The organism is Pseudomonas sp. 32_A (genome assembly GCF_017490905.1).
Taxonomy (GTDB): Bacteria; Pseudomonadota; Gammaproteobacteria; order Pseudomonadales; family Pseudomonadaceae; genus Aquipseudomonas; species Aquipseudomonas inefficax.
The window spans coordinates 1-24,396 of the sequence record NZ_JAFGYI010000031.1 but is presented as its reverse complement, the minus strand read 5'-3'; the positions used below and the strand labels follow the sequence as shown (position 1 = coordinate 24,396).

19 protein-coding genes and 1 pseudogene are annotated in these 24,396 nt (G+C 64.3%); 7 read left to right on the top strand and 13 right to left on the bottom strand.

Features of this window, described 5'->3' with window-relative positions:
• Positions 1-8: 8 nt before the first annotated feature.
• The 3 genes from J5M58_RS18390 to J5M58_RS18380 are packed head-to-tail and all read right to left on the bottom strand — an operon-like array spanning position 9 to position 4,074.
• Positions 9-1,352 carry a cytochrome c gene (locus J5M58_RS18390; protein ID WP_207879029.1) on the bottom strand — a complete coding sequence of 448 codons (1,344 nt, stop codon included), beginning with the start codon at positions 1,350-1,352 and terminating at the stop codon, positions 9-11.
• Between the two features lie 17 nt (positions 1,353-1,369).
• The gene (locus J5M58_RS18385) at positions 1,370-3,619 is read right to left on the bottom strand and encodes a molybdopterin cofactor-binding domain-containing protein (protein WP_207879027.1); all 2,250 of its coding nucleotides are present in this window, start codon (positions 3,617-3,619) and stop codon (positions 1,370-1,372) included.
• Positions 3,619-4,074: a (2Fe-2S)-binding protein gene (locus J5M58_RS18380; RefSeq protein ID WP_112252607.1), complete on the bottom strand. Its 456-nt coding sequence runs from the start codon at positions 4,072-4,074 to the stop codon at positions 3,619-3,621. The genes J5M58_RS18385 and J5M58_RS18380 overlap by 1 nt, the downstream gene beginning before the upstream one ends.
• 346 nt (positions 4,075-4,420) lie before the next feature.
• On the opposite strand from J5M58_RS18380, the gene J5M58_RS18375 reads away from it, so the two are divergent.
• Both J5M58_RS18375 and J5M58_RS18370 read left to right on the top strand, forming a co-directional pair.
• Positions 4,421-6,607 (top strand): OsmC domain/YcaO domain-containing protein, encoded by a 2,187-nt coding sequence (locus J5M58_RS18375; protein WP_207879025.1) that lies wholly within the window; start codon positions 4,421-4,423, stop codon positions 6,605-6,607.
• A gap of 347 nt (positions 6,608-6,954) precedes the next feature.
• Complete coding sequence (locus J5M58_RS18370; protein WP_112252605.1) at positions 6,955-7,767, top strand: class I SAM-dependent methyltransferase; 813 nt, start codon at positions 6,955-6,957, stop codon at positions 7,765-7,767.
• 17 nt (positions 7,768-7,784) lie between these two features.
• Here the strand turns inward: J5M58_RS18370 and J5M58_RS18365 are convergent, their stop codons facing one another.
• Entirely contained in the window at positions 7,785-8,084 is a 300-nt protein-coding gene (locus J5M58_RS18365; RefSeq protein WP_112252604.1) for a hypothetical protein, read from the bottom strand.
• 223 nt (positions 8,085-8,307) lie between these two features.
• A complete protein-coding gene (locus J5M58_RS18360) occupies positions 8,308-10,440 on the bottom strand; it encodes a TonB-dependent siderophore receptor (protein ID WP_181457347.1) in 2,133 nt (710 codons plus the stop codon).
• Positions 10,441-10,667: 227 nt separating this feature from the next.
• Between J5M58_RS18360 and J5M58_RS18355 the strand changes: the two genes are divergently transcribed.
• Both J5M58_RS18355 and J5M58_RS18350 read left to right on the top strand, forming a co-directional pair.
• Positions 10,668-11,249: a hypothetical protein gene (locus tag J5M58_RS18355; protein ID WP_112252602.1), complete on the top strand. Its 582-nt coding sequence runs from the start codon at positions 10,668-10,670 to the stop codon at positions 11,247-11,249.
• A gap of 359 nt (positions 11,250-11,608) precedes the next feature.
• A complete protein-coding gene (locus tag J5M58_RS18350; RefSeq protein WP_112252601.1) occupies positions 11,609-12,127 on the top strand; it encodes a DMT family transporter in 519 nt (172 codons plus the stop codon).
• Here J5M58_RS18350 and J5M58_RS18345 read toward each other — a convergent pair whose 3' ends face one another.
• Complete coding sequence (locus J5M58_RS18345; RefSeq protein WP_112253231.1) at positions 12,128-13,036, bottom strand: LysR family transcriptional regulator; 909 nt, start codon at positions 13,034-13,036, stop codon at positions 12,128-12,130.
• A 336-nt stretch (positions 13,037-13,372) separates the two neighbouring features.
• On the opposite strand from J5M58_RS18345, the gene J5M58_RS18340 reads away from it, so the two are divergent.
• Together J5M58_RS18340 and J5M58_RS18335 are read left to right on the top strand one after the other, a co-directional pair.
• On the top strand, positions 13,373-14,347 hold the full coding sequence (locus tag J5M58_RS18340; RefSeq protein WP_112252600.1) for a quinone oxidoreductase: 975 nt from the start codon (positions 13,373-13,375) through the stop codon (positions 14,345-14,347).
• 33 nt (positions 14,348-14,380) lie between these two features.
• The gene (locus tag J5M58_RS18335) at positions 14,381-15,301 is read left to right on the top strand and encodes a LysR family transcriptional regulator (protein WP_112252599.1); all 921 of its coding nucleotides are present in this window, start codon (positions 14,381-14,383) and stop codon (positions 15,299-15,301) included.
• Between the two features lie 136 nt (positions 15,302-15,437).
• Here J5M58_RS18335 and J5M58_RS18330 read toward each other — a convergent pair whose 3' ends face one another.
• Entirely contained in the window at positions 15,438-15,767 is a 330-nt protein-coding gene (locus tag J5M58_RS18330; RefSeq protein ID WP_112252598.1) for a hypothetical protein, read from the bottom strand.
• Between the two features lie 204 nt (positions 15,768-15,971).
• On the opposite strand from J5M58_RS18330, the gene J5M58_RS18325 reads away from it, so the two are divergent.
• Complete coding sequence (locus tag J5M58_RS18325) at positions 15,972-16,721, top strand: FadR/GntR family transcriptional regulator (RefSeq protein WP_112252597.1); 750 nt, start codon at positions 15,972-15,974, stop codon at positions 16,719-16,721.
• 135 nt (positions 16,722-16,856) lie between these two features.
• Here J5M58_RS18325 and J5M58_RS18320 read toward each other — a convergent pair whose 3' ends face one another.
• The 6 genes and pseudogenes from J5M58_RS18320 to glnQ all read right to left on the bottom strand — a co-directional run.
• Entirely contained in the window at positions 16,857-18,437 is a 1,581-nt protein-coding gene (locus tag J5M58_RS18320; RefSeq protein WP_112252596.1) for an aldehyde dehydrogenase (NADP(+)), read from the bottom strand.
• A 186-nt stretch (positions 18,438-18,623) separates the two neighbouring features.
• Positions 18,624-20,177 (bottom strand): galactarate dehydratase, encoded by a 1,554-nt coding sequence (gene garD / locus J5M58_RS18315; RefSeq protein ID WP_112252595.1) that lies wholly within the window; start codon positions 20,175-20,177, stop codon positions 18,624-18,626.
• 79 nt (positions 20,178-20,256) lie between these two features.
• A complete protein-coding gene (locus tag J5M58_RS18310; RefSeq protein ID WP_112252594.1) occupies positions 20,257-21,618 on the bottom strand; it encodes an MFS transporter in 1,362 nt (453 codons plus the stop codon).
• Positions 21,619-21,721: 103 nt separating this feature from the next.
• The gene (gene kdgD, locus J5M58_RS18305; protein WP_112252593.1) at positions 21,722-22,633 is read right to left on the bottom strand and encodes a 5-dehydro-4-deoxyglucarate dehydratase; all 912 of its coding nucleotides are present in this window, start codon (positions 22,631-22,633) and stop codon (positions 21,722-21,724) included.
• A 448-nt stretch (positions 22,634-23,081) separates the two neighbouring features.
• Positions 23,082-23,891 (bottom strand): gamma-glutamyl-gamma-aminobutyrate hydrolase family protein, encoded by an 810-nt coding sequence (locus tag J5M58_RS18300; RefSeq protein ID WP_015270696.1) that lies wholly within the window; start codon positions 23,889-23,891, stop codon positions 23,082-23,084.
• A 420-nt stretch (positions 23,892-24,311) separates the two neighbouring features.
• A pseudogene (glnQ, locus tag J5M58_RS28320) lies at positions 24,312-24,396 on the bottom strand (glutamine ABC transporter ATP-binding protein GlnQ); the annotation flags it as partial.

Genomic DNA, 24,396 nt, shown 5'->3' with positions numbered 1-24,396 from the left:
CACCAAATTCAGCGCATATGCAAAATGATCGGGCTACTACTGGCCGGGTCGGTATGCCCGCGCAACTTGCCCACCGCCTGCGCATTCACCGCGCCACCCTTGTTGCCCCAGGCGCTGCGCACGAAACCCAGCACATCGGCAATTTCCTGGTCACTCAGTTGCTCACGGAAAGCCGGCATGCGATAGGCATCGGGCAACCCGGCCGTCACCACCCGCTGCGAACCATTGAGGGTGATATTGATCGCCGATGCGTCTTCCCTGGCCAGTGCCGAGGTGGCGCCGGCCAAGGGTGGCATCCATTCGGCCTGGCCCTTGCCGTCCAGGCCGTGGCACGACGCACAGCGGGTTGCATAGGTATGCGCCCCAGGCCTGTCGAGCCACGCTGGCGTCGATTCGGCCTGGTACTGCCACGGCGCACCGTCGCGTTGCGGGTCGCCGGGTAGCGACTTCAGGTAGCGGGCAATGGCGGCCAGGTCCTCGTCACTCATGAACTGCGTAGAGTTGTTGAACGCCTCGGTCATCGAGCCGAATACCACCGCATGCCGGTTGCGTCCGGTCTTGAGGAACTGCGCGATCTCGGCCTCGCTCCAGCGCCCCAGCCCGGTGTTGGGGTCGGCACGCAGGCTCGGTGCATACCAACCGTCGAGCAGGGCACCAGCAAGGAACGGCTTGCCGCTGTCATCCAGGGCCTTTTCGTTGAAGGCCAGGCCGCGCGGGGTATGGCAGCTGCCGCAGTGGCCAGGGCCCTGGACGATGTAGGCACCGCGGTTCCACTGTGCATCCTGCCCGGCATGCTCGGCGTATGGCGTGGTGGCGGCGAACAGGCCGTTCCACACGGCAATGGGCCAGCGCCAGTTCAGCGGCCAGGGAATGTCGCTGGCAAGGTTGGCTTGCTGCACGGGTTGCACGCCGTGCATGAAGAAGGCGTACAGCGCCTTTACATCGTCATCGCTGAGCTTGGCGTAGGAAGGGTAGGGCATGGCCGGGTACAACCGCCGGCCACCCGGCGCGACGCCCTGGCGGACGGCACGGTCGAAGTCGGCCAGGCTGTAGTCACCGATACCGGTGCTGCGCTCGGGAGTGATGTTGGTGGCGTGGATCGCGCCCAGCGGGGTGGCCATTTCCAGGCCGCCGGCGAACGGTTTGCCGTCGGGCAGGCTGTGGCAGGCCACGCAGTCGCTGAGGCGGGCTACGTACTCGCCACGGCTGACCAGCGCCGGGTCGGCAGCGGTGGTCTGCGCATCGGCAAATGGCGAGGTGGGCTCGCGGGTGACGTACCAGGCCAGCAGGCCTGCCGCGACCAGGCACGGCAGTGCCAGCCAGCAAGCGGTTCTTGCGAAGCGATGGGTCATGGGGCGTCCTTGTGTGCTCAGCTGAAGGTATGGCGGCTCAATGGCAGGCTGCGCACGCGCTGGCCGGTGAGCTGCGCGACTGCGTTGGCCACCGCCGGTGCCACCGCGGGCAACGGTGGCTCGCCGATACCGCCCATCTTCGCCCCGCTCTCGACAATGCGCACATGCACCCTGGCCATCCGCGATGGCGGCAGGATCGGGTACAGGTCGTAGTTGCGCGCGCGCGGCTTGCCATCCACGTACACCGCTTCTTCCAGCAGCGTCTGCGACAGGCCCAGGGCGACGGCGCCGTTGACCTGATGCTCGATGATCGCCGGGTTGACGATGCTGCCCGGGTCGATGGCCTGCCAGATGTCGTGCACCTTGACCTGGCCGTTCTCGATCGACACCTCGGCAATGACCGCTGCCTCCGAGCCGAACGGCGAGGCCATGGCCACGCCACGTGCTCGCTTGCTGCCGTCCTCGGCGGTGAACGGCCCACGCTTCCAGCCGCCGGAAAGCTCGGCGACGGCCTGCAACAGGGTGGTAAGGCGCGGGTTGTCGCGCAGCAGGTGCAGGCGCAGTTCGAACGGGTCCTTGCCGCCTTTGTCGGCCAGTTCGTCGAGGAACGACTCATAGAAGAAGTCGTTCAGCGAGTTGCCCACCGAGCGCCAGTAGCCGAGCATGGCCGGGCCTTTCACGTAGATCTGCGCGATGCGCTTGTTGGCGATCGCGTAGGACTTGCCCGACAGCCCTTCGAGCGCGGTCGGGTCGAGCTTCTCGCCTTGCTTGCCAGCGATGGCTTCGGTCGGGCCTTCGGTGGCGCTCACTGCTTCGAGGGCCACCGGCAGGCCGTCGGCATCCAGCCCGGCGCGGAACTTCACCACGGCGACCGGGCGCAGCACATCGCGGAGGAATTCTTCCTCACGGCTCCAGATGAGTTTCACCGGCCGGCCGACCGCCTTGGCCAAGGCAATGGCCTGGGGGTAGGGATTGGCCGAGTCGTACAGGAAGTGGCGACCAAAGAAACCGCCCAGCAACGGCGAGTGCAAGATGATCTGCGCCGGGGCCAGGCCGGTGCGCTTGGCAATGTCGTCACGGAACATGTCTGGCGCCTGGTTGGGCAGCCACACTTCCAGGGTGCCGTCCGGGTTGAAGCGCGCCAGTGCCGACGGCGGTTCCAGCTGGGCGTGGTTGAGGTACTGGTTGTGGTAGGTTGCCTCGACTTGGGTCTTGGCACTGGCCAGCATGCCGGCCACATCGCCCTGGTTTTCGTCGTCGCGCGCCGGGCCCGTGACCGTGGCCAGGTGTTCGCGCCAGCCATCGCTGGAAAAGTCGGCCGGCATCGGCCGTACCGGGCTGTCGGCCGCGGGCTCCTTCCAGTCCACCTGGATGGCTTCGACCGCGCGCTTGGCGTGCCACCAGCGTTCGGCAACCACGGCCACGGCGCCAGGCAACTGATGCACCGAATGCACGCCCTTCATGGCCTTGACCTGGTCTTCGTTGCGCAGGCTGCCGACGGTCATGCCCAGGCGTGGCGCGTGCTGCACGGCAGCGTGGAGCATGCCGTCGACTTTGATATCGATGCTGTACACAGCCTTGCCGGTGGACTTGTCGTAGGCATCCAGGCGACGTACCGGTTTGCCGATCCAGCGAAACTGGCTGGGGTCGCGCAGCTTGACGCTGGCCGGGTCCGGCACCGGCAGGTCCATGGCACGCCCGGCCAGCTCACCGTAGGGGATGGAGCGGCCAGTCGTGGTATGTTCTACATGACCCGGTGTGGTGGAGAGTTCTTCGACCGGCACGCCCAGCTGCTCGGCGCCCGCCTGTAGCAGCATGGCCCGGGCGAGGGCGCCCAGGCGGCGCATGGTCGGGTAGCTCATGCGCACCGACATGCTGCCGCCGGTGATGCGCATGCCGTTTTCCATCACTACATAGGCTTCTCCGGGCGGCGCGCTGTCGACCACGAAATTGGCCGGGTCGACGTCCAGCTCTTCACCAACGATCTGCGCCATGGCGGTGAAGGGGCCTTGGCCACCTTCCATGAACGGGCTGAGCAGGCGTACTTTGCCGTCCGGACGGATCTCCAGAAACGCCGGCACCTGGGTGCCGCGCTCCGGGGTTGCTGCGGCGGCTGCCTGCACGCGGGCCGACCCCATGGGCAGGCCGAAACCCAGCACCAGAGCACCGACAGCCGTACCGGCAAGAAAGCGCCGACGCGACAGGTTGACCGTTTCGCCCCGTTGCAGCTTCAGCAGTTCGGCGGGGGTATCGACTGGTGTGTTCATCAGGCCTTCTCCCCTTGGGCCAACTCATGCATGGCGACATGGATGGCATTGTAGGTACCGCAGCGGCACAGGTTGACCATGGCTGCTTCGATCTGTGCGTCACTGGGCTTGGGCGTATGCTTGAGCAGCGCCGTGGCCGCCATTACCTGACCGGACTGGCAGTAGCCGCACTGGGCCACCTGGTGCTCGACCCAGGCCGCGACCACCCGTTTGCCGACGGCATCGGCCTCGATCGCCTCGATGGTGGTCACCTCGCGTCCGACCACGCCGGCCACCGGGGTGACGCAGGCGCGCACCACGTTGCCGTCTACCAGCACCGAACAGGCGCCGCACTGGGCCAGGCCGCAGCCATACTTGGTGCCGGTCAGCCCCAGGTCATCGCGGATCACCCATAGCAGGGGCGTGTCGGCGTCTGCCTCGACCTGGTAGGTCTTCTGGTTGATGCGTAGTTCCATGGTTCACCTGCCCGTCAACGGTTGCTGTCGCTTGGTTTCTTCTGAGTGGGGAGTACGGTGCTCCCCAGTGCAGAAACGCTAGCACAGCGAGGTGACCGCTGGTCTGCTGGCGGGGCAGGTTCAGAGGATCAGGCAAGCAATTCGGTGGAATACGCAAGTCTGTACCGGTCCTATCGCCAGCAAGCCGGCTCCCACCTCGACCGTATCGACCGCAAGTCATGTGCAGTTCCTGTGGGAGCTGGCTTGCCGGCGATAGGGCCGGTACAGGCAAACAGGACTTCCGGCAGAAAAACCCGGATAATGCCGGCCAATTTCGTTTTGCACGCTTAAATCACGGTAATCCCGCATGGAAATCAAGGTCAATTTTCTCGACAATCTCCGTCTCGAAGCCAAGTTCGATGACTTCACGGTGATCGCCGACCAACCGATCCGTTACAAGGGTGATGGCTCGGCGCCGGGGCCGTTCGACTATTTCCTGGCGTCTTCGGCCTTGTGCGCGGCTTACTTCGTCAAGCTGTACTGCCAGACCCGCGACATCCCCACCGAAAACATTCGCCTGTCGCAGAACAACATCGTCGACCCGGAAAACCGCTACAACCAGGTCTTCAAGATCCAGGTCGAGCTGCCCGAGGACATTTCCGAGAAGGACCGCCAGGGCATCCTGCGCTCCATCGACCGTTGCACGGTGAAGAAGGTGGTGCAGACCGGCCCCGAGTTCGTGATCGAAGTGGTCGACAACCTCGATGCCGATGCCCAGGGCCTGCTGATGCCGGTGGCGGACACCAGCACTTACATCGCCGGCAAGGACCTGCCGCTTGAGCAGACCATCGCCAACATGTCGGGCATCCTCGCCGGGCTGGGGATGAAGATCGAGATCGCCTCGTGGCGCAACATCGTGCCCAATGTGTGGTCGCTGCATGTGCGCGACGCCCAGTCGCCGATGTGCTTCACCAACGGCAAGGGCGCGACCAAGGAGGCCGCGCTGGCCTCGGCGCTGGGCGAGTTCATCGAGCGCCTTAACTGCAACTTCTTCTATAACGACCAGTTCTGGGGCGAGGACCTGGCCAACGCGCCGTTCGTGCACTACCCGAACGAGCAGTGGTTCAAACCCGGCCCACGCGATGCGCTGCCGGCCGAGATCCTCGATGAGTACTGCCTGGCAATCTATAACCCGGACGGCGAGCTGCGTGGCTCGCACCTGTACGACACCAATTCGGGCAACACCGCGCGCGGTATCTGCTCGTTGCCGTTCGTGCGCCAGTCCGACCAGCAGGTGGTGTACTTCCCGTCCAACCTGATCGAAAACCTGTTCCTCAGCAACGGCATGAGCGCCGGCAACACCCTGGCCGAGGCGCAGGTGCAGTGCCTGTCGGAAATCTTCGAGCGCGCGGTGAAGCGCGAAATCCTCGAAGGCGAGCTGTGCCTGCCGGATGTGCCGCAGGAGGTGCTGGCCAAGTACCCGGCCATTGTCGCCGGCATCCAGGGCCTGGAGGAGCAGGGCTTCCCGGTGCTGGTCAAGGATGCGTCGCTGGGGGGCGAGTTCCCGGTGATGTGCGTGACCTTGATGAACCCGCGCACCGGCGGCGTGTTCGCCTCGTTCGGTGCCCACCCGAGCCTGGAAGTGGCGCTGGAGCGCAGCCTCACCGAACTGCTGCAGGGCCGCAGCTTCGAAGGCTTGAACGACCTGCCGCAACCGACCTTCGAAAGCCACGCGCTGACCGAGCCGAACAACTTCGTCGAACACTTCATCGACTCCAGCGGCGTGGTGTCGTGGCGCTTCTTCAGTGCCAAGGCCGACTTCGAGTTCGTCGAGTGGGACTTCTCCGGCCACGGCGAGGATTCCAACGTGCAGGAAGCCGCGACCCTGTTCGGCATCCTCGAAGACCTGGGCAAGGAAGTGTACATGGCGGTGTACGACAACCTCGGCGCCACCGCCTGCCGCATCCTGGTGCCGGGTTACTCGGAGATCTACCCGGTCGAGGACCTGATCTGGGACAACACCAACCGCGCCTTGTCGTTCCGCGCCGACATCCTCAACCTGCACAGCCTGGACAACCGTTCCCTCAAGCTGCTGCTCAAGCGCCTGGACAACTGCGATGTGGATGACTACACCACCATCACCACGCTGATTGGAGTGGAGTTCGACGAGAACACGGTGTGGGGCCAGCTGACCATTCTCGAGTTGAAGTTGCTGATCTGCCTGGCGGTACAGCGCTTCGAGGAAGCCAAGGAACTGGTCGAGGCGTTCCTGCAGTTCAACGACAACACCGTCGAGCGTGGCCTGTTCTACCAGGCGCTGAACGTGGTGCTGGAAGTGCTGCTGGACGATGAACTGGAAATGGACGACTACGAAGCCAACTTCCGCCGCATGTTCGGTAACCCGCGCATGGACGCGGTGCTGGGTTCGGTAGACGGCAGCGTGCGCTTCCATGGCCTGACCCCGACCAGCATGAAGCTCGAAGGCCTCGACCGCCACCTGCGCCTGATCGAAAGCTACAAGAAGCTGCACGCGGCCCGGGCCAAGTTCGCCTGATAGCTGACAGGTATTCTTTCCCTCGCAGAACAAGCCTTGTGGGAGCGGCCTTGTGTCGCGAAAGGGCTGCGTAGCAGCCCCAGGATTTCTGCGGTGACGCGAATATTGCTGGGGCCGCTGTGCGGCCCTTTCGCGACACAAGGCCGCTCCCACAGGGGTAGCATGAGCCAATAGAGCTCATAGGTCTTTCATCGCTGGTGTTTACACCAAATCGATCTTGCTTCACCGCTTATTATTTCTTGCCGCTTCGCCTGCCAGGCGCGTAGCGTTTTGTTCCCATCCCCTGAATCCATGGCGCGTTGACCGCCAGAAGGACCTCGGCCGCGCACGACAAGAAGGCGCAGACCATGAGCACCCCTTTGGATACCAATGCCCTCAAAGCCCGCCAGCAAGCTGCATGGGCCAGTGGCGACTACGCGGTAATCGGCACAACCCTGCAACTGGTTGGCGAGCGCCTGGCAGAAGCCTGTGACCTGCGCTGGGATGAGCAGGTACTGGACGTCGCCGCCGGCAACGGCAATGCCACCCTGGCCGCCGCCCGGCGCGGTTGCCGGGTCACTTCCACCGACTATGTGCCCGAACTGCTCAAGCGCGGTGAAGAACGGGCGCGGGCCGAGCACCTCAACGTGGTGTTCCAGACTGCCGATGCCGAAGCCTTGCCGTTTGCCGACGGCACCTTCGATGCCGTGCTTTCCACTTTCGGCGTCATGTTTGCCCCCGACCAGGCCCAGGCTGCGCGCGAGTTGGCTCGAGTGTGCCGGCCCGGCGGCCGCATCGGGCTGGCCAACTGGACCCCGCAAGGCTTCGTCGGGCAGATGTTCAAGACCCTCGGGCGGCACGTACCGCCACCAGCCGGGGCTCTACCGCCCTCGCGCTGGGGTGATGAAGAGCAGTTGCGCGGGATGTTCGAGGGCGCGCTGGGCGAATTGAAAGTCAACCGCCAGCACTTCAACTTCCGCTATCGCTCGGCGGCGCATTTCATCGAGGTGTTCCGCACCTGGTACGGGCCGGTGCACAAGGCGTTTGCCTCGCTGGAACCGGAGGCGGCGGAGGCGCTGGAGCGGAATCTGACGCAATTGTTGAATGAAAGCAATGTGGGGGGCGAGTCGTCGTTGGTGGTGCCGAGTGAATACCTTGAAGTGGTGATCATTCGAGGTTGAACCCACGGGCCAAGCGCTCAATTCTTGCACTTGGCCATCACCACCTGGCAAGTCTTCGGTGTGCCCCCTGACCGGCTTGCATAGCGCACGCAGTTGTTCAGCGATTTTTGCCGGGCAATACTCAGCGTATTGCCCCACGCGAGGCCGCCTTCGCCGGTGGTGGGCACGGCTTTGGCGAAACAGTTGGAGCCTGTTGCGGGCGTCGCATACCGGACCTTGCCGGCTTTGCTGGAACAGCCGGCGGTGAGCGCCAGGCTGAAGGCGAGCAGTGTGGCCAGCGTCCATGATGCGTAGGGGCGAGTCGGTTTACTGCTCATAATGCTTTCCTTACCGAGGGCAGGACTCTGCAATTGCGAGCAAGGTGCTGTCCCTGTGGGGGCGGGTTTATCGAGGTGATAAACCGCCGCGAACACCGGCAAAGCCGGTGCCATGCACTGTGCAGGATATTGCATTCAAGCGAAGCGGTGAACGCTTGCGTTGCACCAGATAAGCAGCGCAAGGCCTTTGCACCCTGGCAAGGCCTTGCGCCTGGCGCAATGATCAGAACCGGTAGTTGAAGCTGGCTTCCAGCGTACGCGGTGCACCCGGGGTGATCAGGTTCACCGAACCGTGCGCGGAGGCATAGTAGTCGCGGTCGAACACGTTCTTCAGGCGCAGCGCGGCATCCCACTGCGGCACGCTGTACAGCAGCGCGGCGTCGAAGGTGGTGTAGCCCGGCATCACCACCACGTTGTCGAGTGCGGTGTAGCGCTCGTCGACGTAGTTGGCGCCGGCGGCCACCCGCCATTGCGGGGTCAGGGTACGCACCAGCCAGACGTTGGCGCTGTTACGCGGCGTCAGGGTAGGGGTCTGGCCTTCGTTGGCCACGCCGTTGGTCTTGCTGTTGGACTTGGTGATTTCGGCATCCAGGTAGGCGTAGCCGGCGTAGATCTGCCACTTGTCCGTGAGCTGCCCGCTGACGGTGGCTTCGAAGCCGTCGGTGCGCTGTTCGCCGGCCAGCACGGTCAGGTTGGGGTTGGCAGGGTCGGCGGTTTTCATGTTGGTGCGCTCGAGGCGGAATACCGCTGCGGTCACCGACAGGCGGCTGTCGAGCAGGTCCCATTTGGCGCCGATTTCGTAGTTGGTGGTTTCTTCCGGCTCCAGGTGCTGGTTGGTCGGGCTGACCGCGAACACTTCGCCCGAAGGCTGGTAGCTGCGGCTGACCGACACATAGTAGGACTGGATGTTATCCGGTTGGTAGACCAGGCCGGCACGCGGGCTCCAGGTCTTGTCGGTACGGTCGAGGTCCACGTTCTGCGCGCGGTCATCGTCGTATTCCTGGCCAAAGATGTCGTAACGCACACCGACCAAGGCCTTCCAGTGTTCGTTCAGTTCGATCATGTCCTGCACATACAGGCCAGTGGTCTGCTGGAAGTTGGTGCCTTTGGACGACAGGTTGGCGGCATGTTCCGGTACCGGCACCAAGGCGTCGCGGTACACCGGCACCTGGGCCACGTTGTTCTGGCTCAGCACTCGCTGGTGCTTGTCCTGGAAGCCCACTTCCACGCCATACAGCAGGTTGTGCTGCATACCGGCAAGCTGCGCCTGTTGCTTGAGCTCGGTCTGGTTGAACACGCCGTACTCGTCGCGGGCGACGTTGCCGCGGTTGAGCTTGACCAGCAGTTCGCCGTTGGGCGCGGTGACGAATCGCGTCGGGCTGCTGTCGGCCAAGGTGTTGTTGCGGTCCAGGTCGTAGCGGTAGTAACGGCTGGTGTTGGTCAGGGTGAAGTCGTCATTGATGCGGTAATCAAGGCTCGCAGTCAGCGAGAACACCTCGCTGCGGGCGTAGTCCTGGTCGGCATCGCCGGAGCCGAAGCGCTTGTCGCGGTCCACATCTACCGGGCGGTTGCCAAGGGCAGGGATACCAAAGTCGATCAGGCGCTTGTCGTACAGGTAGGTGGCGCCCAGGTTCAGTTCCAGGTCGTCGGAGAGGCGGAAGTAGGCCGATGGCGCGATGGCCTTGCGGTCGATGTAGCCATCGTCGCGGAAGGTGTCGCTGTCCTCGAAGGCACCGGTCACGCGGTAGGCCTGGTTGCTTTGCGGGTCGGCCCAGCCGGTGTCGAACTGGGTGCGGCGCTTGCCTTCGCTGTCGAAGCTCATGCCGACTTCACGCTTGGGCGTGAAGCTCGGCTTCTTGCTGATGCTGTTGATCAGGCCGCCCGAAGAGCCACGGCCGTACAGCACGGCGGCAGGGCCCTTGATCACCTCGACCCGCTCGATGTTGGACAGGTCACGGAAGTACAGGGCGTCGTCGCGCACGCCGTCGATGTACATGTCGCCAATGGCGCTGAAGCCGCGAATGGTCACCTGGTCGCGCTGGCCGTCGCCGTTGGACAGGCCGACGCCGGGCACGTTCTTCAACACATCTTCCATGGACTGCGCGCCCTGGTCCTTGATCACGCTTTCGGGCACGACGTTGACGGTTTGCGGGATGTCGCGCAGCGGGGCGTCGATCTTCATGGCGCTGCGGCTTTCGCTGGCCTTGTAGCTTTGCTGCTCGTAGGCGCTGGTGACGGCAGTGGCGGGCAAGGCGAGGGAACCCTGCGATTCAGGTTGAACGGCCGCATGAACAGCAGGCACAACCAGCAGGCCCAGCATGGAAATGGATGCTGGGGCAACAGACTTTTTTGCCATTACAGGTGACTCTTTGTTGTATTTGGAGGTCACGAATAGTAATGATTTGTAAATGTAAATCAAGTGTAAAGAATTCGCATTTGCTGTTGCAAGGGTGCGGATGGCGGAAAAGCGACGAGATGCGTCGCGGGAAAAGAGGGCCGGCAAGGCGGCAGGTAACGGCTATGCTTGTTGGCGCGTGAGCATTTCACGCACCTATCCGGTCTTGATTACATGGAAGCAGGCCTATGAATCCGATTCGTTCCCTCGTTCGTGCCGTTGCCCTTGCCACTCTGGCGTCCACCGCCAGCTTCACGGTGCAGGCGGCCGGTATTCCCATTGGCAGCGAGGCGCTGGAGAGCCACGTCACCACGCAGGTCACGGCCATCGACCTGGCCAACCGGCAGGTCACGGTGAAAGGCCCTGATGAAAAGAAGGATGTGACCTTCCAGCTCACGGAAAAGGCCAAGGCGCTGCCTAACCTCAAGGTGGGTGACCAGGTCGACATTTACGTGACCCGTGCGGTGGCCTATGTGCTGAATCCCGAAGTAGGCGGGGCGCCGAAGGCGACTGAAGAGTCCGGTACCATCCGCGCCACGGCAGACAACCCCAACCCGGGTGGCGAGGCATTCCGCCAGGTCAAGGTCACGTCACAGATCAAGAAGATCGACCTCAAGGCACATGAGGTGAGCCTGCTGCCGCCGGAGGGCAAGCTGCAGGTGGTCAAGGTCGAGAACCCTGACCTGCAGGCACGCATGAAGAACCTCAAGGTCGGCCAGACGGTCGACGCGATCTACACCGAAGTGCTGCGCGTCGAAACCTCGCGCTGACCATTCATTGGCGCAGTCCAGGTAGCGCGTTGCTCTCGAGGTTGTCGCGGTAACTGTGGGAGCGGCCTTGTGTCGCGAAAGGGCCGCATCGCGGCCCCCGGATTGATGCGCAACAGTTGAAATTGCTGGGGCTGCTTTGCAGCCCATTCGCGACACAAGGCCGCTCCCACAGAGATCGCGCCAACTTCTGGAATTTGAGCAAGACAGTTGCTCCCATAGATACGGCTCAGGCTTCACTGCGCGGCACCTGTGGATCGTGTATCCATGTGGTGAATAAAGTACGTGCACACTTTCGATTTCCATGGATAAAGGGAATTTTCCGATCATTGCCTGAACATATGTCACGAATGAGGACTGCCATGTTCAGCAAGACCTTGTGCCTTCTGGCGCTTCCCTTTGCCCTGGCGTTGCTTGCCGGTGCCGTGCTGCCGTTCCAGGCTGCGGGTAATGCCGCCGTAGGTCGGGCGCTGGGGCATTGGTTGTGGGGCGCGTTCACGTCATTGACGGTTAGTTCGCTGGTGGTGATCGTCGCGTTGCTGGTCCTGAGGGTGCCGGCGCCGGACATGGGCAAAGCCCTGCAGGGGCCCTGGTGGCTGTGGGTTGGCGGTGTGCTGGGGGCGCTGTACGTGGCCGGTGCCGCTGCGCTCACCCCCAGGCTGGGCGCAGCGGGTTTCCTGGTGCTGGTGGTGGCAGGGCAGATCATCACGGCGGTGGTCGCAGACCACTTCGGAGTGATGGGGCTGGGGGGCAAGCCGCTCAACCTGGCCAGGTTGGCAGGTGTGCTGCTGATCCTCTGCGGCGTGCTGCTGGTGCAGGGCACCTGGGCAGCAGGCACGCCGGCCAGTGCCACTGCTGTGGTGAAACAGCCGGAAGGCTGATCAGCGCCCCGGCTGGCTGCACGCCCACACGGTCTCCCGCAGCCAGCGATGCCCGGGGTCGTCGTCCTTGCGGCTGTGCCAGGCTTGCTGGTAATCGAACGAAGGAATCGCCAGTGGCGGCTCGAACCGGCGCAATGCCCTGTGCTGGTGCAGCGAGCCCACCGCGCGGCTGGCCACGGTCAGGATCAGGTCGGTACCGGCCAGCACATCCACCGCCGCACTCCAGTGCGGCAAGGCCAGGGCAATCCGCCGACGCAGGCCTTGCGCGGCCAGGGCGCGTTCGATTTCATCGAAGGCATCCGGCTGCATGGCCATCAGCACATGCGGACGGGCCAGCCAGTCGTCCAGGGCCAGGCCGCCGCTGGCCGGCAGCACCTGGCGGTCGGCAACGCTGATGAAGCTGTCGGTGAACAGCGGCTGTGCAGTGATGGCCAGGGGCAGGTCGGGGAAGATGCCCAGGGCCAGGTCCAGTTCACCATCGAGCAACTGCGCCAGCATGGTTTCGCGGCTGGCCTGGCTGATGGCCAGGTCCACCCCGGGCGCGACCTGGCGCAGATGGCGCAGCAGGGGTGGCAGGATGATCCGCGAGGAATAATCGGACAGCGAGAGCCTGAAGCGCCGCTGGGCCTTGGCCGGTTCGAACTGTGGGGCAGCCAGCAGGCCGTTGAGGTTGCCCAGGGCGTCGTGCAGCGGTTTGGCCAGCGATTGGGCGCGAGCGGTCAAGGCCATGCGGCCGTTCTGGCGCACCAGCAAGGGGTCGTCGAAGTGCTTGCGCAACTGCGCCAGGGCGTGGCTTACCGCCGGTTGGCTGCGGTGCAGGCGCAGGGCGGCGCGAGTCACGTGCTTTTCGGTCAGCAGGGCGTGCAGGGCGAGCAGCAGGTTGAGGTCGATCTTGCGTAATTCATCCATGGTGCGAATGGTCTTGGCCATCTCCTACGGTTTTGATCAGCTTAACAAATACCCAAAGCTGGCGCGGTCCCTGTAGGAGCGGCCTTGTGTCGCGATGGGCCGCGCAGCGGCCCCGACAAACTTTGCTCGAAGCTGAAAACCTGGGGCCGCTTCGCGCCCCATCGCGACACAAGGCCGCCCTACAAGGACCGTGTCAGTCGTTGGGGTTATACTCGCAACCCGTTTCATGGGGGTCCCTGCTGCAAGGGGTGCAGAAATCATCTGCATCCCGCCTGATTGTTCAACTTTTGCTGCCTGTTTAGCCTGACTCGAACACCCATCCAACAGGATTCGATCATGGCTACCCGCATCGTTCTCAACAGCACCGGCAGTGCCGATGTCATGCATCTTGAACACTTGCAAGCACAAGCCCCTGGGCCCGGCCAGGTCTGGCTGGAGCAGACGGCCATGGGGGTCAACCCGCTCGACTTGTTGCAGCGCAAGGGCGGCGCCCCTCTGGACCTGCCTTCCGGGCTGGGGCTGGAAGGGGCTGGGCGGGTCGCTGCCGTCGGCGAAGGGGTACATGACGTGCAGGTGGGTGACCGGGTCGCCTACGCCATGGGCCCGGTTGGCGGTTACGCCAGTGGCCGCCTGTACCCGGCCGAGCGTCTGGTCAAGCTGCCGCCTCAGCTGGATGACCAGGCCGCCGCCGCCGTGCTGTTCAAGGGCATCACCGCGCAGTACTTGCTGAAGACTACCTATGCCGTGGGCCCCGGTAGCCAGGTGCTGTTGTACGGTGCCGCCGGTGCCTTGGGCCAGCTGATGGCGCCCTGGGCGAGGCACCTGGGGGCGACGGTGATCGGCGTGGTATCACGCCCGCAGAGCGTGGCAAGGGCGCAGGCAGCGGGTTGCCACCATGTGCTGGTGTTCGACGCTACAACCTTGGCCGGCCAGGTCCGCGAGCTGACCCAGGGCCAGGGCGTGGACGTGGCCTATGACTGTGTCGGCAAGGTGTCGCTGCAAGCCTCGCTGGACAGCCTGCGGGTGCGTGGCTTGCTGGTGTCGTTTGGCGGCACCTCCGGCGCGCCGGCGGCCATCGAGGTTGCCACGCTCAACGCCAAGGGCTCGCTGTACCTGACCCGGCCGTCGCTGGCGGCACACACCCGCACGGTCGACGAGTACCAGCAGCGCGCCGACGATGTGCTGGCGGCGGTCGCGGAGGGTATCATCCAGCCTCGGGTCTGGCGTCGCTACCCGCTGGCCGAAGCGGCCAGGGCCCACGGGGACCTGGAGCAAGGGCTGTCGGAGGGCGCGCTAATCCTTACTGCCTGATCCCTGACCCACAGCCTTGTGCCGAGCCTTGCCATGGATGCCTTCGACAGCCGCCGCGCCGATGAACTTGCCACCTTGCTGGCGCTGCACGAACAGGGCTCGTTTGCCGCTGCCGGGCGCCAGTTGGAGCGCCATCCCACGGTGCTGTCCAAGCGCCTGAGTGCACTGGAGATGCGCCTTGGCATTCGCCTGGTGGAGCGCAGTACGCGGCAGTTGCGTTTCACCGATGAAGGCGAGCGGCTGGTGGCCAAGGTGCGCGAGGCCAACCGACTGATAGCAGAGGCCGAACAGGAAGCTGCCGAGGGGGCGGTGGCGGTACGCGGGCGCCTGCGCCTGGCGCTGCCGGCAGCCATGGGGCGGCGCTGGTTGAGCGCAGTGCTGGCTGATTTCGTGCTGGCCCACCCGCAGGTGATGGTGGAGGCCGAGTATGCCGATCGTTTCGTTGACCTGATCGGCGAGGGTTTCGACGCCGCCATCCGTATTGGCGAGCTGGCCGACAACCGCCTGGTGGCCAGAAAACTGTGCGATCATCGGCGCATCCTGTGTGCGTCGCCCGAATACCTGGCCCGGCATGGCGCACCTGTGCATCCGGAGGACCTTGCCGGGCATGACTGTTTGGGTTTCAGTGGTTTGCGAAGCTTTCCCGAATGGCGACTGATGAGTGGCGGGCAGCAGGTGAGTGTCAAGGTTGCCGGCAGCCTGCGCAGCAATGACAACGAAGCGCTGCTGGAGGCGGCGCGACGTGGCGTTGGCATCCTGGCGGGAGGGGACTGGCTGATGGGCGAGGACCTCGCCGCCGGGCGCTTGGTGCGGGTGCTGCCGCAATGGCAGCTGGATGTGGCGGCAGGCATTTACCTGGTACGGCCGACCGCGCGCCTCAACAGTGCTGCCCTGACGGCTTTCAAGGCATGGATGGAGGCACGCTTCGAGGCCGGTGCACCCTGGCGGCGATAGAATTGCACATAACTAATTGAATTGGCAGGGACCCTGTGGCAGCGGCTTTAGCCGCGAACACCGGCGTAGCCGGTGCCATGCACCACGTTGGATTCTTCGCGGCTAAAGCCGCTCCCACAGGGTACGCGGGCAATCGTTATCGTCTTGCTACAGCATGCTGCACGCACTGCTCGTAATAGGTCTGCTTGATCGCTGCCGGCTTGATCCGCGAACGGCTGTTGTAGGTCTGTTCGGTAATGCCGAAGGCGGTCATGCGCATCCACGGTTTGGGGAATTTGCGTGCCTGCAGCTTCTTGCGCGTGGCATACAGGGTTACCCCGGAAAGCTTGGCCTGCTGGGCCTCGGCGGCTATCTGCGCACCCCAGCCGCAGGTGTGGCGATCGTTCTGGCTCAGCGCCCGTGCCTGGGCGCCGAAAGCGAGCGTGGCCAGCAGGCAGCCGGCCATCGTTGCTAGAAGTACTCGCATGTTGCTGTCCTAAGCATCTGAAGGAAAACGAAGTTTGCCTTCACAAGCAGGCACTGGGGGCCAGCAATTTGCCGTCAGATCATGGTCGCTGACCATCGACTGATGGCATGCAAGCCGAGAGAATAAATACCGCACTGCGAGTATGTGATCGTACAACTGCTTGCGCTATGATGAGCGCTGTCTTTCAAGGTGAAATACAGGGCAATGACAGAGCAGCAGGTACAGGCAAAGACCCGGCGCAAGCCGCGCAGTCTGGCCCAGGAACTGGTCACGGTGCTGACCGAGCGCATTCGCAGCGGCCAGCTCAAGCGCGGCGACAAGCTGCCGACCGAATCGCAGATCATGGCCGAAGAGGGAGTCAGCCGCACGGTGGTGCGTGAAGCGATCTCGCGGCTGCAGGCCGCCGGGCAGGTCGAGACCCGCCACGGCATTGGCACTTTCGTGCTGGACGCACCGGCTGCGGGTGGTTTCCGCATCGACCCGGCGACCGTGGTCACCCTGCGCGAAGTATTGGCGGTGCTGGAATTACGCATTGCCCTGGAGATCGAATCGGCGGGCCTGGCGGCGCAGCGGCGCAGCGATGAAGAGCTGGCCGGCATGCGTGCGGCGCTGGACGAACTCAACGAAGGGGCTGCCCACGCCACGGATGCGGTGTCGGCGGATTTCCAGTTCCACCTGCGCATTGCCCAGGCCAGCGGCAACCACTACTTCGCCGACATCCTCAACCACCTGGGCACCAGCATCATCCCGCGTACCCGGTTGAACTCGGCGCGGCTGGCCCATGATGACCAGGCGCACTACATGAGCCGGCTGATGCACGAGCATGAGGCGATCTATGAAGCCATCGCCCGGCGTGATGGCGAAGGGGCGAAGATGGCCATGCGCATGCACCTGAGCAATAGCCGGGAGCGCTTGCGTCAGGCGCATGAAGAGGCCGAGGCGCAGGGGGCCTGAGGCTTTCGTCGCCTGTACCGGCCTCTTCGCGGGCGCGCCTGCTCCCACAGGGATCACCTTGAGCTTGAGCCCTGTGGAGCCACAGCCAAAAGAAAAGCCCCGCCATGCGCGGGGCTTTCTGGTTTCAACGGGCGATCAGATCGCCCCGTCACTCCACTGCCCATTCACCAGCCGGCGCAGCCCCAGCGGGTTACCGTCGCGCAATGCCTCGGGCAACAGCGCCTGCGGGTAGTTCTGGTAGCACACCGGGCGCAGGAAGCGGTCGATGGCCAGGGTACCGACCGATGTACCGCGCGCATCCGATGTGGCCGGGTAAGGCCCGCCGTGCACCATCGCATCACACACCTCGACACCGGTCGGATAGCCATTGACCAGGATCCGCCCGACTTTCTCTTCCAGCAGCGGTACCAGCCAGGCGAAGGTCTGCAGGTCTTCCGGCTCGCCGATCAGGGTCGCGGTCAGCTGGCCGCGCAGGCCGAGCAGGGCGGCGCGCAACTGGTCGTTGTCCTGCACTTCCACGGCAACGGTGGTCGGGCCGAACACTTCTTCCTGCAGCAGCGGGTCAGATTCCACCAACAGGCGGGCATCGGCCTTGAACAGCTGGGCGCGCGCCTGGCTGCCTGCCTGCGCTTGGCCGGCCAGGTGCTCGATACCGGCATGGGCGTGCAGGTGCTCCAGGCCTCCGACGTAGCTGCGCAGGCCACCGGCATTGAGCATGGTCTGGCCGGCCTGCTGGCCCAGGTGCTGGCCAAGTTCGGTCAGCAGTTGGCTGTACTGCGGCGACTGCAGGCCGATCACCAGGCCCGGGTTGGTGCAAAACTGGCCCGCGCCCAGGCACACCGAACCGGCCAGCTCACGGGCGATGGCTTCGCCACGCTTGGCCAGGGCGCCCGGCAGGATGATCACCGGGTTGATGCTGGACATCTCGGCGAATACCGGGATCGGCTGCGGGCGCTCGGCGGCCATGCGGCACAGGGCGTCACCGCCTTTCAGCGAGCCGGTGAAACCGACGGCCTGGATAGCCGGGTGCTTGACCAGCCACTCGCCGACGCCGCCACCGAACACCATGTTGAACACGCCCTTGGGCATGCCGGTGCGCTCGGCGGCGCGCTGGATGGCACAACCGACCAGGTCGGCGGTGGCCATGTGGCCGCTGTGGGCCTTGAACACCACTGGGCAACCGGCAGCCAGGGCCGCAGCGGTATCGCCACCGGCGGTGGAGAAGGCCAACGGGAAATTGCTGGCGCCGAACACGGCCACCGGGCCGACGCCGATGCGCATCTGGCGCAGATCCACGCGCGGCAGGGGCTGGCGCTCGGGCAGGGCCAGGTCGATGCGAGCACCGAGGAAGTCACCACGGCGCAGCACCTGGGCGAACAAGCGCATCTGGCCGCTGGTGCGACCGCGCTCGCCCTGGATACGGGCAGGGGGTAGGGCGGTTTCACGGCAGACGATGGCGACGAAGGCGTCGTCCAGTTCGTCTATCTCGGCGGCAATGGCGTCGAGGAATTCGGCGCGCCGCGCCGGGGCCAGCTGGCGGAATTCGGCGAAGGCGGCGGCGGCGGCCTTGGCGGCCTGGTCCACCTCGCTTTCGGTGGCCTGGGCGAAGCTGTAGGGCAGGGCCTCGCCGGTGCTGGCGTCCAGGCTCTGCAGGCGCTGTGAGCCAGCGGCGCTGCGCTGGCCGGCGATGAAGTTGTGGCCGAGGATTTCAGGCATGGGGTGCTCCTCTAGAGAGTAGTGAAGGAAGAGAACGTGTTTGAGGCGTTTGCTCGGTCCCTGTGGGAGCGGGTTCACCCGCGAAGCAGGCAACTCGGTGTATGGCACCGGCTTTGCCGGTGTTCGCGGGTGAACCCGCTCCCACAGGGGCCGCGTTGCACTGTTGAATTGGGCAAGCCGTTGGCATCAGGTAATCGGTGCCGGGTTGAACAGGGTTATGTCGTTGTGCAAGCGATGCTGTTCGGCCCAGGTCTGCTTGCGACCGCTGGCAACGTCCAGGTAGTAGTGGAACAGTTCCCAGCCCAGCTCCTCGATGGTCGAGCGGCCGCTGGCGATGCGCCCGGCGTCGATGTCGATCAGGTCGGGCCAGCGCTGGGCCAGCTCGCTGCGGGTGCAAACCTTGACCACTGGCGCCATGGCCAGGCCGTACGGGGTGCCGCGACCGGTGGTGAACACATGCAGGTTCATGCCGGCAGCCAGTTGCAGGGTGCCGCAGACAAAGTCGCTGGCCGGGGTGGCGCAGAAGATCAGGCCTTTGCGGTTGACCCGTTCACCCGGGCCGAGCACGCCCTGGATAGCGCCGCTACCGGACTTGACGATCGAGCCCAGAGACTTCTCGACGATATTCGACAGGCCGCCCTTCTTGTTGCCCGGCGTGGTGTTGGCACTGCGGTCGGCGGCGCCTTGCTGCAGGTAGCGGTCGTACCAGTCCATTTCGCGTACCAGGGCGTCTGCGACCTGCTGGTTTTCCGCCCGCGAGGTGAGCATGTAGATGGCGTCGCGCACTTCGGTCACTTCAGAGAACAGCACGGTGGCGCCGGCGCGTACCAGCAGGTCGGCGGCATAGCCCAGCGCCGGGTTGGCGGTGATGCCCGAGAAGGCATCGCTGCCGCCGCACTGCATACCCAGGATCAGTTCGCTGGCCGGCACGCTTTCGCGGCGGCGCTGGTCGAGTTTCTTCAGGCGGGTTTCGGCCAGTTCCATGATCTGTTCGATCATTTCCACAAAGCCCAGGCTGGCGTCCTGCAGGCGGTACAGCCACGGGTCGCTGAGGTCCACTGACGGGTCGTTGTCATGCATCACCTGGCTGGCCTGCAGCTTTTCGCAGCCCAGGCTGATAACCAGGGCTTCGCCGCCCAGGTTGGGGTTGCGCGCCAGGTTGCGCACCGTGCGGATCGGGATGTAGGCATCGCGCGCATTGATCGCCACGCCGCAGCCATAGCTGTGGGTGATGGCCACCACGTCATCGACATTGGGGTACTTGGGCAGCAACTCGCTGCGAATGCGCTTGACCGCATGCTCCAGCACGCCGGCCACGCACTGCACGGTGGTGGTGATGCCGAGGATGTTGCGGGTGCCGACGGTGCCGTCGGCGTTGCGGTAGCCTTCGAAGGTGAAGCCTTCGAGCGGCGGCAGCGGCTGCGGGACGGCGTCGCAGCGTGGCAGGCTGTCCAGCTCCGGCGCGGCCGGCATGGCCAGCTGGCTTTCCTGCACCCAGCTGCCCTGGCGCAGGTCTTCCAGCGCGTAACCGATGATCTGCCCGTAGCGGCGCACCGGTTGGCCCTTGGCGATGGCCACGGTGGCCACCTTGTGGCTCTGTGGCACGCCCTCGACCAGGGTCAGGCCGTCGGTGAAGCGGGCGCCTTCGCCCAGGCCGCCATCGTTGACCACCACCACGACATTGTCGTCATCGTGCAGGCGGACGTAGCGGGGCGAGTCGGAATGTTCGATCAACTGCATGTTCGGGCCCTACTTGTCAGGTTTCTCAGGCTTTTGTACATCCGCCCGCGGCGGGGGTGGCCGACGCGGGCGTGTTCACTCAGTGGTGCGAGCCGGCCAGTTTGCTGCCGGCCGCGGGCTCGGCGTCAGGCTTTGGGCTTTCACGCAGCTCGATGCGCTTGATCGGGCCAACAATCACCAGGTAGCTGAACACCGCTACCAGGGCGTTGGCGCCGACATACACCAGGGCCCACTTGAACGAACCCGTGGCGCTGATGATGTAGCCGATGACGATCGGCGTGGTGATCGAGGCGATGTTGCCGAAGGTGTTGAACAGCCCGCCCGACAGCCCGGCGATCTGCTTCGGCGAGGTGTCGGCGACCACCGCCCAGCCCAGTGCACCGATGCCTTTGCCGAAGAACGCCAGGGTCATGAAGCCGACCACCATCCACTCAGCGTCGACGTAGTTGCAGAACACCATGGTGGTCGACAGCAGCAGGCCGCAGACGATCGGCAGTTTGCGCGAGAAGGTCAGCGAGTTGCCGCGGCGCAACAGCCAGTCGGAGATCACCCCGCCCAGCACGCCACCGATGAAGCCGCAGACCGCCGGCAGCGAGGCGATGAAACCAGCCTTGAGGATGGTCATGCCGCGCTCTTGCACCAGGTACACCGGGAACCAGGTGAGGAAGAAGTAGGTGATGGCGTTGATGCAGTACTGGCCCAGGTACACGCCCAGCAGCATGCGGCTGGTCAGCAGTTGCTTGATGTAGCCCCATTTCGGGCCGTCGTTGCCGCGCTTCTGGTCCATGTCCACCAGGCCACCGTTCTGCTCGATGTGCTCGAGTTCGCCTGGGCTGATGCGTGGGTGTTGGCGCGGGTTGTAGATGGTCTTCAGCCATACCATGGAGAACACGATGCCCAGCGCGCCCATGACCACGAACACATGCTCCCAGCCGAAGCTGAACACGATCCAGCCCATGATCGGTGCGAACAGTGCGGTGGCGAAGTACTGCGCCGAGTTGAAAATGGCCGAGGCGGTGCCGCGTTCCTGGGTCGGGAACCAGGCCGCGACGATGCGCGCATTGCCCGGGAATGACGGGGCTTCGGCAAAACCGACCAGGAAGCGCAGGGTGAACAGGGTCACCACCGCCCAGGCAACCGGCAGGCCACCGACAAAGCCCTGCAGCAGGGTGAACAGCGACCAGGTGAAGATGCTGAAGGCGTAGACGTTCTTGGAACCGAAGCGGTCGAGCAGCCAGCCACCAGGAATCTGGCCAGCCACGTAGGCCCATCCGAAGGCGGAGAAGATGTAGCCGAGGGTCACGGCATCGATGCCGAGGTCTTTCTGCAGGCTGGAGCCCGCGATTGCAATGGTGGCGCGGTCAGCGTAGTTGATCGTGGTCACCAGGAACAGCATGAACAGGATCAGGTAGCGCACATGCGTCTTCTTCGTCGCTTGCATGCTGGAGTACTCCCACTATTTATTTTTGTGCGGGCTCACGAATTGTAACCGGAGTGGGGCTGGCCCACTCCGGGCGCGGCATCTGGCAGGCCGCGGGCGGCGCTTACTGCGGGCCCATCTTGTCCATCAGCGCGGCGAGTTGTTCGTACTCTTCGGCGGTGAGGTCGGTAAGCGGAGTCCGCACCGGGCCAGCGTCGTGACCGGCGATCCTGGCGCCGGCCTTGACGATGCTCACGGCGTAGCCGGCCTTGCGGTTGCGGATGTCCAGGTACGGCAGGAAGAAGTCGTCGATCAGCTTGGCCACGGTGGCGTGGTCGTCACGGGCGATGGCGTTGTAGAAGTCCATGGCGGTCTTCGGCACGAAGTTGAACACGGCGGAGGAGTACACCGGCACGCCCAGGGCCTTGTAGGCAGCAGCATACACCTCGGCGGTCGGCAGGCCACCCAGGTAGCTGAAGCGGTCGCCCAGGCGGCGACGGATCGACACCATCAGCTCGATATCACCCAGGCCGTCCTTGTAGCCGATCAGGTTCGGGCAGCGCTCGGCCAGTTTTTCCAGCAGGTCGGCGTTCAGGCGGCAGACGTTGCGGTTGTAGACGACTACGCCGATGTTCACTGATTTGCATACCGCTTCGACATGGGCGGCGACGCCTTCCTGGCTGGCTTCGGTCAGGTAGTGCGGCAGCAGCAGCAGGCCTTTGGCACCCAGGCGCTCGGCTTCTTGCGCGTATTCGATGGCCTGGCGAGTGGAGCCGCCGACGCCGGCGAGGATGGGGACCGACTTGGCGCAGGTGTCGACGGCGGTCTTGATCACCTGGCTGTATTCGCTGGCGGCCAGGGAGAAGAACTCACCGGTGCCGCCGGCGGCGAACAGGGCGCTGGCGCCGTAAGGGGCCAGCCATTCCAGGCGCTTGGCGTAGCCAGCGGGGTTGAAGTCGCCCTGGGCGTTGAAGTCGGTGACCGGGAAAGACAGCAGGCCGTGGGAGAGGATGGATTTGAGTTCTTGTGGAGTCATTGTTGTTGGCATCCTGTGGCGCTTGGGTGAAGGGTGTTGTTATGCGTTGGAGGTAAGTTATCGTACAACTTGTACGATGACTAGTCCCTTGGGGAGATTTTTTTGTGGAGGGGGGCAGAAGGAGTGTTGTGGCCTGTGCCGGCCTCTTCGCGGGTAAACCCGCTCCCACAGGTACCGTGGCGCGCTTAAAGATGCGGAGATTCCTGTGGGAGCGGGTTTACCCGCGAAGAGGCCGGCACAAGGAACAACAAGAGATGCCCGATACCCAGATGGCAGACCAGCTGCGATCAGTCATCGTATCTCTAGGCGGGGAAGAAAAAAGATCGCGGAGACAGGCACAAGCCCGCCGCCCGTTTCCACGGGAAGTGTTCTGGGACCAGCAGAGGGTGACCGGGAAAACGGGGGCGGCCTTGCGCCGCCCCGCGATCAAAGCAGAGGAAAGCTAGGGTCAGGCAGCGTGCTGGCGCTTGATTTGCGCCTTGCGTACCTGGGCTCGGCAAGCATCACCGAAAGCCTGGAAGATCTTGATCGAGTCCGGGTTCTTCGCCGCTTGCCACTCCGGGTGCCACTGCACGGCGAACAGGAACGGCGAAATGCTCGGGGCATGGATCGCCTCGACCAGGCCGTCTTCGGCATGGGCGATGGCCTCGATACCGGCACCGAGCTTGTGCAGCCCCTGGCCATGCAGCGAGTTGACGCGAATCTCGTCGGTACCCAGGGTGTCACGCAGCCAGCTGTCCGGCTTGATCTTCACGCCGTGTACCTGGGCGTATTGCACCTCGACCGGGTCTTCCGGGTTTTCCCGGTGGTCATTGAAGCCAGGCTCGGCGTACACCTTCTGGTAGATGTCGCCACCCAGGGCCACGTTGATTTCCTGCATGCCGCGGCAGATGCCGAAAATCGGCAGGCCACGCTTGATCGCGGCCTTGACCAGCGGAATGTCGAACAGGTCGCGGTTCTGGTCCTGGCCTTTGCCGGGGGTTTCGTTCTCCTGGCCGTACAGGGCCGGGTCGATGTTGCTGCCGGCGCCGGTCAGGTACACGCCGTCGGCCATGTCCAGATAGGTCTCGAGGTCCTCGATGCCGCAGCAGGTGGGCACCAGCACCGGGACGCAATCGGAGAACTCGACCAGCGGGGTGATGTATTTGTGGGTCATGACCTGGTAGTCATGGCCTTTGCGCTCTTGGCTGCCCATGGTCATCAGGACGACGGGTTTGCGCAGGGAGGGTTGCTTGTTGCCAATGTTGCTGTTGGACATATGTCACCTTGGGACAGGTTCGGCCTGTCGTTGTTGTGCAGGTGCACGGCGCGGGGCCATGGGTGCGACCTGTAGCCCCGAGCACTGCCGGCTCGTCGGAGGCGACGATTCCGGTCGGGGCTTGTAGATAGCTTGCCAGAGCCGTTCGATATGTCAAACGACGGAGCAGGGCTTGATGGCAGGGAATGCGCCGGTTTTTGGGGGCTGAAACCGATGCGGGCCTGTGGTGGCGTGGGTTTGGCGGGAGGTAAGGTCAATAATATTTAACGATGCAGTTGGGTCTTTGCAGCGGTGCAATGATGGTGTTGCCTGTTCCGGCCTCTTCGCGGGTAAACCCGCTCCCACAGGATTACCTTGGCCTTCAGGACCAATGATGAACCTGTGGGAGCGGGTTTACCCGCGAAGAGGTCGGAACAGGTCTCAGTGCAGTATCTGCGCCAGGAACCCCTTGGCCCGCTCGGTACGCGGCTGGTTGAAGAATACCTGTGGCGGGCTGTCTTCGATG